The organism is Microcystis sp. M109S1, from assembly GCF_020247025.1.
Lineage (GTDB): Bacteria > Cyanobacteriota > Cyanobacteriia > Cyanobacteriales > Microcystaceae > Microcystis.
Genome location: NZ_JADBRW010000003.1, coordinates 1 through 10,095, shown reverse-complemented (window position 1 = coordinate 10,095; position 10,095 = coordinate 1). Strand labels below are relative to the sequence as shown.

The window sequence follows — 10,095 nt, the reverse complement described above, 5'->3', positions numbered from 1 at the left end:
CTCTATAACCTGAGTATCCTAGCATTGTTCCCAGTATTATTACTAATAATACTATCCATAAAGGGTGTCTTTTTCCTTTATCTTTCCGAAAGTCCTTGACTTGTTTCAGTTTTTCTATTAAGCTCAACATATATTTAAAAAGTTGGCGGTCACTTCTCATTTTACAAAGACAGTGATCGCTTTTACTTTTGATATTCTGATGGGAGAATGAATCAGCCCTAGGGGGCAGGGTAGGGGATAGGGGATAGGGGATAGGGGTTGGGGAATGGGGAGATAGGGAGAAAAAAGCTGATTACTGATTACTGATCACTGATAACTGACTCCTGAAGGCTTTTTCGCTTAAGATAAAGTTTAGCCCTCGATCGAGTTCTAGTGTTTTCATGGTTTTACAACTGCGCGTCTACGTTCCCGAACATCCTCTGATTAAGCATTGGCTGGCGATCGCTCGCGATCAAAATACCCCCTCGGTACTGTTTAAAACAGCGATGACGGAACTAGGGCGCTGGTTAACCTACGAAGCGGCGCGGCAATGGTTGCCGACGCTGGAAACTAGGGTTAAAACCCCTCTAGCGGAATGTCCCGCTACTTTTATCGATCCTAGCGTACCGATCGCCGTAGTTCCGATTTTACGGGCAGGATTAGCCCTGTTGGAAGGGGCGCAAAGCCTTTTACCCCTAGCTAGTACCTATCACCTCGGTTTGGCCAGAAATGAGGAAACCCTGGAGGTGAGTTGTTATTTAAATAAATTACCGACCAGTTTTGATCCGGCCACAAGAGTCTTAATTCTTGAACCGATGTTAGCCACGGGGGGATCAATTTCAACAGCAATGGCAGAAATTACCAGCAGAGGCGTTGATCCTACCCTGATTCGCCTGATTTCCGTGGTGGCTGCCCCGCCAGCTTTACAGAAATTGAGTCAAAATTATCCCAGCTTGAACATCTATACGGCTATTATCGATGAAGGATTAAATAGCCGCGGTTACATCGTGCCGGGATTGGGCGATGCCGGCGATCGAGCTTTTGGAACCTATTAGGAGAAAAAGGGATTATGAGTCAGCGAGATGGGTTTACGGGCGGTTTTTTAGCCGGTGCGATTGTCGGTGGTTTAGTGGGCGGTGTTTTGGGGACAGTGTTGGCTAATCGCGGCCGTCGCGGTTTAGCAGATGGTGATAATCAAGCTTTTTTAGAGGAGATCCGCAATGGGCGCTTGACTCCAGAGGAAGGCATGGAAGTGGCCCGCCGCAGTTTAGAAGATAAAATTGCCCAGTTAAATCTAGCGATCGATGATGTGCGTCAACAGTTAGGAGCGGTACAGGAAAACGGTAGCGATCATTAAATAGGGCTGGCCGAATAAATCTAAAAACCTTGTTGGATAATATCTTAAGAATAAGGCGTTGTCAGATCAGAATATGCGTTGTCAGATCAGAATATGAAATCAGTTCCAAGCTGATTCGGAGCATCTTTCAATTTGACAACGCCCTGTAAAATTGGAGGTGGAAGGTTTATGCTAGTAGTCAATAAGTCGATGATCAGCATTTTTTAAAATGCTATGGTTTTGAGTGTTACCGTGCTTTCAGTGGGTGTTGCGGCTACAATAGCCTTAGCTCAAACAAGTCCAAGTCCAGAGCAATGGAATTATTGTGATAGGATTTACGGGAATGACTTTAACGCTTTTATGACTTGTCTAAAATCATTTGAAAGACAACGTTCATCTTCACCTAGTCAAAATGTACAAAGAAGTGGATGGACACGACAGCAGTGTTTAGATTATTTTCAAAAGCTAATAGATGAAGCTTTTGCAAACAATCGAACCCCAGGTGTGTCATTGGTTAGTGGACAACAACAATGTTTTGGGATTCCTGAGTAAATCTTCAGGAAATCAAAAGGCTTCTGGCAGGGTAGGCTCATTCAGTAAGAGTTGACAAAGAAAGGCTCATCAGGTACTGTCTGAGCCTTATCGGAAGTTAACGACGGCGGGTGAGTTCAGCCGTCAGACTGCCAATTTCTTGGTCAAGATAGTTCCGGTTACTTTTGAGCAGGTGCTATAGTATGGTGAGATTTGTAAATGGTTTCTCCCATGAAGAATAAAGCCATTATTGTGCTGGGGGCGGTTGCCGCTCTTGGGTTGACTGCAACCTTAACTTTACTTCTGACACGTCCATCTGGAAATTCTCCAGATTCCGCCTCTGCTCAATCTTCTCGCAACGGCATGGGTGGGATGCATCATATGCAGGTCAGTAGCGAGTTTAACTATCTTGCCCAAATGATTCCCCACCATCAGGAGGCAATCGATACCGCCCAGGTTATTCTGGCACGCACTAGTCGTCCTGAGATGAGGCAGTTTGCTCAAAATATCATTCAAGCGCAAACTGCTGAAATTGCTCAGATGAAAAACTGGCTCAACCAGTGGTATCCCAGCGGGAATATTAGCATCTCCTACGTTCCCATGATGCGCGATCTGAGTCAACTTCAGGGCGATGCCCTAGATCAAACTTTTTTACAAGATATGATTAAACATCATATGGGAGCCGTGATGATGTCGCAAATGCTCCTGAATCATAATCTGGTGAAGCATCAGCCTGTCCAACCCTTTGCTGAGAACATTGCCACTAGCCAGCGCCAGGAAATTCAGCAGATGCAAACTTGGTTGATGGCTTGGTTTGGTGATCGCAATCCAATGGGTGGGATGCATCATTAGCTTGTATTGCGATCGCAATTTTGTAGGGTGCGTTCCCTAATGCAAGTACGCTTAACTAATACAGAAGTTCTGGTGTTCCCTAAAACCAGAGACTTATCGCCTCAAAATAAAGATAACTGCTATAAGTACCGCGCGCAAAATTAATTACACATATCTAACCACCTCTTGCCTCTTGCCTCTTGCCTATCTTCACTAGGAAATTAATTTTGCACGACTACTTATCCTTCTGTTCACTTTAAAATAGAACTGTCAGCTTGCCAGGGGTTGAGAGTGACAATCCCAAAATCTCTACCTAAATCCTTCCCTTTCGAGGTAAATATTTCATGAGCCAAACCATCACACCTTCTTCCTTAAAAGCTAGTTTAGCCCCCAATCCCACTAGAGGAGCAACGGTGGACGATGGGGGAAATGTGCTAGGGGAATTTCTGCAAGAAACTCTGGCCATGACTAAACGTCTGTTCATCCAATTACAACGTCGTCCTTCAACCCTAATCGCGGGGGTAATTCAGCCATTTATGTGGCTGATTTTATTTGGGGCATTGTTTTATAATGCCCCCCAGGGTCTATTCGGCAACGATCTCAGTTATGCTAAATTTCTCGCCCCCGGGGTGATTGTCTTTACCGCTTTTTCTGGGGCCCTAAATGCCGGTTTGCCGGTAATGTTCGATCGAGAATTTGGCTTTCTTAACCGTCTCTTGGTAGCGCCTTTAACCACTCGTTACTCGATCGTGGCTGCTTCTACCATCTATATTATCGCCCTCAGTTTCATCCAAACCGCCTCGATCGTGGCCGCTAGTGCCTTTTTAGGAGCAGGATTGCCCAGTTTAGCCGGATTAGGTGCGATCGCTTTGATTGTGTTCCTAATAGTTTTGGGTATGACTGCCTTAAGTCTCAGTTTAACCTTTGCTCTCCCCGGACATATCGAATTAATCGCCGTCATTTTCGTCACCAATTTACCGCTTTTATTTGCCAGTACCGCCCTCGCTCCCTTAAACTTTATGGCAGATTGGTTAAAAGTAATCGCTAGTCTCAACCCTCTCACCTATGCGATCGAACCGATCCGTTATATTTATTTCAATCAGCACTGGTCTTTTGATAGCATAGTCTTACAAACCCCTTGGCTTGACCTCAATTTCTTGACAGTTTTAGGCCTGCTCTTAGCTTTTGATCTGCTAATCCTTTTAGCAATTCAGCCCTTACTTCGTCGTCGTTTTGCTTAAATCAGTTATCAGTTATCAGTTATCAGTTATCAGTTATTAGTTATTAGTTATTAGTTTACTGTTCACTGAAAAGCCTGTAACTTTCTGACCACCAAAAACTAGATAATTTTCTGAGGAGTTAGTTAGATTATGAATACTCAAAAAATGTTGCTCAAATTGTCTGATCAGTTATCTATCAGTAAACAGTTCTTATTTCACTGATTACTGTTTACTGTTTACTGTTTACTGTTTACTGTTTACTGATAACTGAAAAGCCTGCAACTTTCTCACAACCAAAAACTAGATAATTTTCTGAGGAGTTAGTTAGATTATGAATACTCAAAAAATGTTAATCAAATCGTCTTTATTCCTAGCTACTATTTTATTAATCGGATCTGATTTTAATCCGCAAGTGTTAGCTCAAAGCTTGAACCCCAGTCAACCGGACTATCAAAAAAATGAACGTAGTTCCGATGGCAGGGATGATCTCGGTGGTTTTAATCCTTTAGACTTGATTCATAATAGTAATTTTCGCCGTAGCCGGGACGGATCGGAATTTCAGGAAGATACTCGCAATAATATCAACGAAGCGGCCGAGGAGTTTAAACGCAAGCAAAGGGAACAACTAGAAAATCTGCAAAATCCTGCCCCAGAAACCAAATAAAACCCCTTTTTTGAGTAGCTAGACACAATTAATTGCACATATCTAACTAGGGTTTGCGGCAAAAAGTTTTTCTTGGGAGTAGGGTGTGGGGTGTAGGGTGTGGGGTGTGGGGTTTTAACCATTTTGAGGGGGTCAATTACCTAATTTTCAGGGAAAAAGTGCCTAAATTTCCCCCCGATCACTGCCATATCCAGTACTTTTTGATTGACAAAAGGTCTAAAAGTCTTACCCAACAAGGTTTTTAGCTTTATTCAGCAAACCCTAACTACCTCTTACCTATTGCCTCTTGCCTATTGCCTATTGCCTATCCTAAGCAAGAAGTTGATTTTGTCCTATCGCTTAGTACATAAGATCGCCAAGTGCAGATGATCTTAAAACGACCAATAACTGAAGAGCATTGGGGGGGTTTATCTTACACGAATTTATATTAAACTTAGGATTGGTTTATTGAATTATCGTCTTATTAAAACTGTGGAAGTAATGGAAATCGGGCAAAAAGTCAAGGTCTGTCGCTTAAGAGACCGCGTTAACTCGGATGTAGCGGGTAAATTAGGTAAAGTGGGTGTCATCAAAAATTTTAAGATGACCGATGGCAGCGGTGTTGGTGCTGTTGTCCAGTTCGATGATAAGACCGCTACTTGGTTTTTTGAGGATGAACTCAAACTCATCTAAATACAACGCTTAGGAATTAACTATGTCCTTAATTTTGACCTTTTTGGGCAAGGGGGGCAGCGGTCGCAGTACAATAGCGATCGCTGCGGCAAAAAAAATGGCTGGTCTGGGGTCAAAAGTTCTCTTGATCGGTCAAGATTCTGGTCCTGCTTGGGGATTACTCCTCAAGGCCTCCCCTAGCTCCTCCATTACCGAAATTGCCCCTAATCTCTCGGCTGTCCAGCTTAGTAGTACCCATTTACTAGAAAAAAGTTGGGAAGAAGTCAAGGAATTAGAAAAGCAGTATTTGCGTTCTCCCACCTTGAAAAATGTTTATGGTCAAGAGTTGGGCATTTTACCCGGGATGGACCAAGCTCTGGCTTTAAATTTCCTGCGCGAACAGGATAAAAGCGGCAATTACGATGTCATCATCTACGACGGCAGCGGAGATATCAACAGCCTGCGAATGTTGGGGATTCCAGAGGTGGGCAGCTGGTATTCACGGCGTTTTCGGCAGGTTTTCAGCGATTCTGAGATTGGTCGCACCCTGTCTCCCTTTTTCCAACCGATCGCCGCTGCCGTGTTCAATTTCTCCTTTAATCCCGACGGTTTAGGTCAGAAAGCCGATAATAACATTTTAGACGAGGGACGCTCCGCTTTAGCTAATCCTCGGCGAGTTTTAGCCTATCTAGTCACCAATGACGATCCAATTGCGATCGCAGACGCTAAATATCTTTGGGGTGGGGCGCAGCAAATCGGTTTAAATGTGGGGGGAGTGATTTTTAATCGCTGTCAGAGTGCCACGGAAGATTTTGCACCGCTGCCGGCGGCGATTTTACCCGACCGTCAAGGAGAAGATTGGCAGGAGTTAATCGCCGAGTTACCCAATTTTCTCACGGTGCAGCCGCCCAAACCGTTAATAATCGATACGGCAGCCGGTCAGGTCAAGGTTTATTTACCCGGATTCGAGAAAAAACAGGTAAAACTGACGCAATCGGGTCCAGAATTAACCATCGAAGCTGGGGATCAACGGCGTAATATTGATGTACCACCGCCTCTAACCGGACGAGCGGTAAAAGGGGCAAAATTCCAAGACGGTTACTTAATTATTTCTTTTTAAAGGATTATGTCGAACACCGAGATAGAAAACAAGGACGATCGAGCGGCCAAAACTCGCCAATTATTGGGCATGAAAGGGGCCTCATCGGCAGAAACTTCCCTCTGGAAAATCCGCTTACAATTGATGAAGCCGATCACTTGGATTCCCCTGATTTGGGGGGTTGTCTGTGGGGCAGCTTCATCGGGGAATTATACTTGGTCTTTAGAAGATGTCTTAAAAGCGGCCACCTGTATGTTACTTTCCGGTCCATTGATGACCGGTTATACCCAAACTTTAAATGATTTTTACGATCGAGAAATCGATGCAATTAATGAACCCTATCGTCCAATTCCTTCGGGGGCAATTTCTATTCCGCAAGTAGTCGGCCAGATTTTGGTTTTATTAGCGGGTGGGTTAGGAATAGCTTATCTTCTCGATCGCTGGGCCGGTCATGATTTCCCGATCATGCTCTGTTTAACCCTATTTGGTTCTTTTATCGCCTATATTTATTCAGCGCCACCTTTAAAATTAAAACAAAATGGTTGGCTGGGAAATTATGCCCTCGGTGCTAGTTATATAGCATTACCTTGGTGGGCAGGTCACGCCCTTTTTGGTCAGTTAAATTGGACAATTATGATCCTAACCCTCATCTATAGTCTAGCGGGGTTAGGCATTGCCGTCGTTAACGACTTTAAAAGTGTGGAAGGTGACGAAAAATTAGGCTTAAAATCCTTACCAGTTATGTTTGGAATTACCACCTCGGCTTGGATTTGCGTGATTATGATCGATGTTTTTCAAGCAGGAATTGCGGGTTATCTGATTAGTATTCATCAGAATCTTTATGCCGGTATTTTACTGTTATTAATTATTCCTCAGATCACTTTCCAAGATATGTATTTTCTGCGGGATCCGCTCAAAAATGATGTCAAATATCAAGCCAGCGCCCAGCCTTTTCTAGTGTTAGGAATGTTGGTGACAGGTTTGGCTTTAGGTCAGGGGATACTCTGAAGATTGTAGTTATTGAAAACAGGAAATATCCAGTTTACGGTACATTATCGCCTTGAATCGGGCTTCTGTTTACGGTGACTTGAGCGGTCAAGGGGGGTGAAAACTGTGGCTTCTAGCTCGATCACCAGTCTTTTCGTTACAATCAAGAGGTAATTGTGCTTGAGGGGAAAACTTTCTTTCTTCTCGGCCAACTATTCGGCATTCTTGACAAACTAATCAAGAATAGTTTCTGTTTAACAAGATTGATTGAGACAAGTATCTCGAACCTAGTCACCATGAGTAATACCAGTAACTTTCGTCAAGCTTTACGCGAGGCCAAAAGCCAAGCACTTATCGGCCCCAATGTTATCCCCAAGGCTCTGCCCTATCTCGGTGGCGGTCTAATTTTAACTGCGGTGGGAACCTATGGCGGTTTAGGTGTGATCCAATCCTATCCCCAGATTTTTTTCCCGACTTTCTTTGTCGCTCTGATTGCCGAGATTATTTTATTTTTTGTCGCCCGTAATACTGCCGAAAGAGGCAATACAGGCACTGCTCTGCCCCTACTGACTCTCTATAGTCTTCTTTCTGGCTATACTCTCAGTGGAATCGTCTATGTGGCCTTAGGTACTTCCGGTGTCGGTTTGCGAGGAGTAGCAATTGCTGCCCTCGGTTGCGGCATTGCTTTTGTGTTGGGACGGAATATCGGCTCGAATCTGTCGGAAAAAGATGGTTTAGCCCTGACTAAAACCGTTAGCATCGGTATTCTCGCTCTCTTTATTGTTCTCATTGGTCAGCTAATTTTCTCTATCTTTGGTGGCGCTACTCCCACCTGGTTAGAAATCGCTATTTCTGGCATCGGGGTTTTCTTGTTTGCCGGCTCGGCAGTGGTGGACTTTTACATCTTGCCCCGTACCTACAGAGATGAGCAGTATCTCAGCGCTGCTTTATCGATGTATTTGACCTATATCAACCTATTTATCTTTATTCTGCGCCTTTTAATCGCCCTTAACGGTCGAGATTAGGGCAAATAGGGAGGAGTTAGAAATTAGTTACACCCTAAGTTCTAACTCCGCTAGAATAGTAAAGAAATGTAAACGGACTGTAAAGATCATGACTGAACCACAACCGACTCAAACCCCCAAATTAGAAGATCGCAAATTTGGCTTTAATGACTATGCCGAGCGCCTCAACGGTAGAGCCGCTATGATTGGTTTTGTGATCACCCTGTTGATCGAGTATCTAACTGGCCAAGGTCTGTTATCTTGGTTAGGGTTACAGTAGTTTTTTAGGCTTTTTTAGGCATTCTAGGGGAAATATAGCCTTGAGTGTTAGCTAACGCATACAAGCTTCATGATTTTCCCCGTAGAATCCTTGTAAGACCGAATCACCTCGCTGTTGCGGTGTCCCGTGGGAGCGATTAGGAGCTTCAAAATCGCCCACTTCCGAGGCCGCTTCCCCTAGAAGTTTTCCCGCTAGCATATAATCCTGTTTGGATAAACCTCTAGCTTCGGTAAATAACCAGGAAAGGGTATCTCCCGCTAGACAATCGGCCTGTAATTCAATGCCGATGCTCATCCCACCTTCATCGATGCCACCAATACCCCGATTCCACTGAACAGCGTGAGCGGCCTCGTGAGCGACGGCGTAAAGGGGAAATAAAGGATTATCGCTAATACCAGTAACTTGCTTGAGATTGACATAGACTGTATTATCTACAGTGCAGAAAGCTGCTAGGGAAATTACACCGCAGGGAGTGGTCATCGGGCCATCGTTTAACAAATACTTAAAATTGATCTGGTGTAATTGAGCCGTATATTCAATTACCGCTTCTAAGGCATCCGTAATATCGTCTGCTTGCGCTCTCTGGGCTAGAGGGGATAAAATCAAGAGGGAGCCACAAGAAACAGCAGATATCAGGGATAATAACCGTTTACGGCCAGAGTTAGGTTTCATGGTACTAACAAAGTCGGGAGTGAGGAAGAAGTTTAATTGATCTGGATTAGCTTGCCGCTACGATCACAATTTTAAAAGCTATATCTAAGACTTCCAGAGAAAATACAGAATTTACGCGGCTTTTGATCGAAGTTTACAGAATTTCTCGTCAAGGTTTAGGCAATTAATTTGGCACGACCACTTATTGTGTTGAAAATATGTCCGTCAGTCAGGCAAAAAGCTCTTCATCAGGTCATTTCCCCATCTCCCCACCCTGATCATCTGATACAAATGTATTATAATTTTTTGCAGAACTCGGCCAAGGGGGAAAGGGATAATTTTCCCTTTAATAGGACCCCCTTTTCCCTACATTTACCGAAAATTTCCTGACTTATGCAAGAGACACTATAAATCTATCCCCATTTCCCGCAAACGAGCCTCCAGACGCTGAGAACGCTGTCTTTCCGCTTCCAGAGCTTGCTGAGTAGCATTTAATTGCTCTTGTGCTGCGGCCGCTTGCTCCTGTGCTGCGGCCGCTTGCTCCTGGGCCGCTTCTTCTGGCAAGGGGATTAAATTGCCTTCCGGGTCATAAAATCTCGCCCAAATTGCCGTTTCTCGGTCAATAGTCCCCTCCCAAGTCCCCAACCAATAGCCTAAGGTTTCGCACCATAACCAGCCGCGCTCGTTTCGTTCTAAAGAATGGTAGCGTTGGTCTGCTCCTAAATGCCATCCTTGTAAAGAATTGCCATCAAAAGGATCGTAGATGAAATAATCTGGCGTGCGGAAGGTTCCCTCATAAATGGCTTTTTTTCGCACTTTATCGGTTCTCGCGGTACTAGGAGAGGTTAATTCCACGATAACG

At 44.2% G+C, this 10,095-nt stretch carries 13 protein-coding genes and 1 pseudogene; 11 read left to right on the top strand and 3 right to left on the bottom strand.

Annotated elements, in window-relative coordinates; translation table 11 throughout:
- Window positions 1-130: transposase family protein (locus tag IM322_RS00160; RefSeq protein ID WP_287675989.1), on the bottom strand; the 130-nt coding region annotated here is incomplete at its 3' end.
- A 250-nt stretch (window positions 131-380) separates the two neighbouring features.
- On the opposite strand from IM322_RS00160, the gene upp reads away from it, so the two are divergent.
- The 11 genes from upp (at window position 381) to IM322_RS00105 (ending at window position 8,582) form a co-directional block, all read left to right on the top strand.
- Window positions 381-1,034: a uracil phosphoribosyltransferase gene (gene upp / locus IM322_RS00155; protein WP_287673046.1), complete on the top strand. Its 654-nt coding sequence runs from the start codon at window positions 381-383 to the stop codon at window positions 1,032-1,034.
- A 14-nt stretch (window positions 1,035-1,048) separates the two neighbouring features.
- Window positions 1,049-1,336 (top strand): ssl2009 family thylakoid membrane protein, encoded by a 288-nt coding sequence (locus IM322_RS00150; protein WP_287673044.1) that lies wholly within the window; start codon window positions 1,049-1,051, stop codon window positions 1,334-1,336.
- Window positions 1,337-1,549: 213 nt separating this feature from the next.
- A complete protein-coding gene (locus IM322_RS00145; RefSeq protein WP_287673043.1) occupies window positions 1,550-1,867 on the top strand; it encodes a hypothetical protein in 318 nt (105 codons plus the stop codon).
- 198 nt (window positions 1,868-2,065) lie between these two features.
- A complete protein-coding gene (locus tag IM322_RS00140) occupies window positions 2,066-2,698 on the top strand; it encodes a DUF305 domain-containing protein (protein WP_353737483.1) in 633 nt (210 codons plus the stop codon).
- 323 nt (window positions 2,699-3,021) lie between these two features.
- Complete coding sequence (locus IM322_RS00135) at window positions 3,022-3,918, top strand: ABC transporter permease (RefSeq protein ID WP_287077092.1); 897 nt, start codon at window positions 3,022-3,024, stop codon at window positions 3,916-3,918.
- 310 nt (window positions 3,919-4,228) lie between these two features.
- Window positions 4,229-4,561 carry a hypothetical protein gene (locus IM322_RS00130; protein WP_287673041.1) on the top strand — a complete coding sequence of 111 codons (333 nt, stop codon included), beginning with the start codon at window positions 4,229-4,231 and terminating at the stop codon, window positions 4,559-4,561.
- Window positions 4,562-5,041: 480 nt separating this feature from the next.
- Window positions 5,042-5,233: a cytochrome b6f subunit PetP gene (gene petP, locus IM322_RS00125; protein WP_002742483.1), complete on the top strand. Its 192-nt coding sequence runs from the start codon at window positions 5,042-5,044 to the stop codon at window positions 5,231-5,233.
- A gap of 22 nt (window positions 5,234-5,255) precedes the next feature.
- Entirely contained in the window at window positions 5,256-6,332 is a 1,077-nt protein-coding gene (locus tag IM322_RS00120) for a Get3/ArsA fold putative tail anchor-mediating ATPase NosAFP (protein ID WP_287077087.1), read from the top strand.
- A 6-nt stretch (window positions 6,333-6,338) separates the two neighbouring features.
- Window positions 6,339-7,319 (top strand): chlorophyll synthase ChlG, encoded by a 981-nt coding sequence (gene chlG / locus IM322_RS00115; RefSeq protein WP_287673040.1) that lies wholly within the window; start codon window positions 6,339-6,341, stop codon window positions 7,317-7,319.
- A gap of 275 nt (window positions 7,320-7,594) precedes the next feature.
- Complete coding sequence (locus IM322_RS00110; protein ID WP_286826894.1) at window positions 7,595-8,323, top strand: Bax inhibitor-1/YccA family protein; 729 nt, start codon at window positions 7,595-7,597, stop codon at window positions 8,321-8,323.
- An 88-nt stretch (window positions 8,324-8,411) separates the two neighbouring features.
- Complete coding sequence (locus IM322_RS00105) at window positions 8,412-8,582, top strand: CAB/ELIP/HLIP family chlorophyll-binding protein (RefSeq protein WP_287673039.1); 171 nt, start codon at window positions 8,412-8,414, stop codon at window positions 8,580-8,582.
- 51 nt (window positions 8,583-8,633) lie between these two features.
- On the opposite strand, the gene IM322_RS00100 is transcribed toward IM322_RS00105, so the two are convergent.
- Window positions 8,634-9,254 (bottom strand): metalloprotease, encoded by a 621-nt coding sequence (locus IM322_RS00100; protein ID WP_287673038.1) that lies wholly within the window; start codon window positions 9,252-9,254, stop codon window positions 8,634-8,636.
- A gap of 384 nt (window positions 9,255-9,638) precedes the next feature.
- Window positions 9,639-10,095, bottom strand: a pseudogene (locus IM322_RS00095) (Uma2 family endonuclease); the annotation flags it as partial.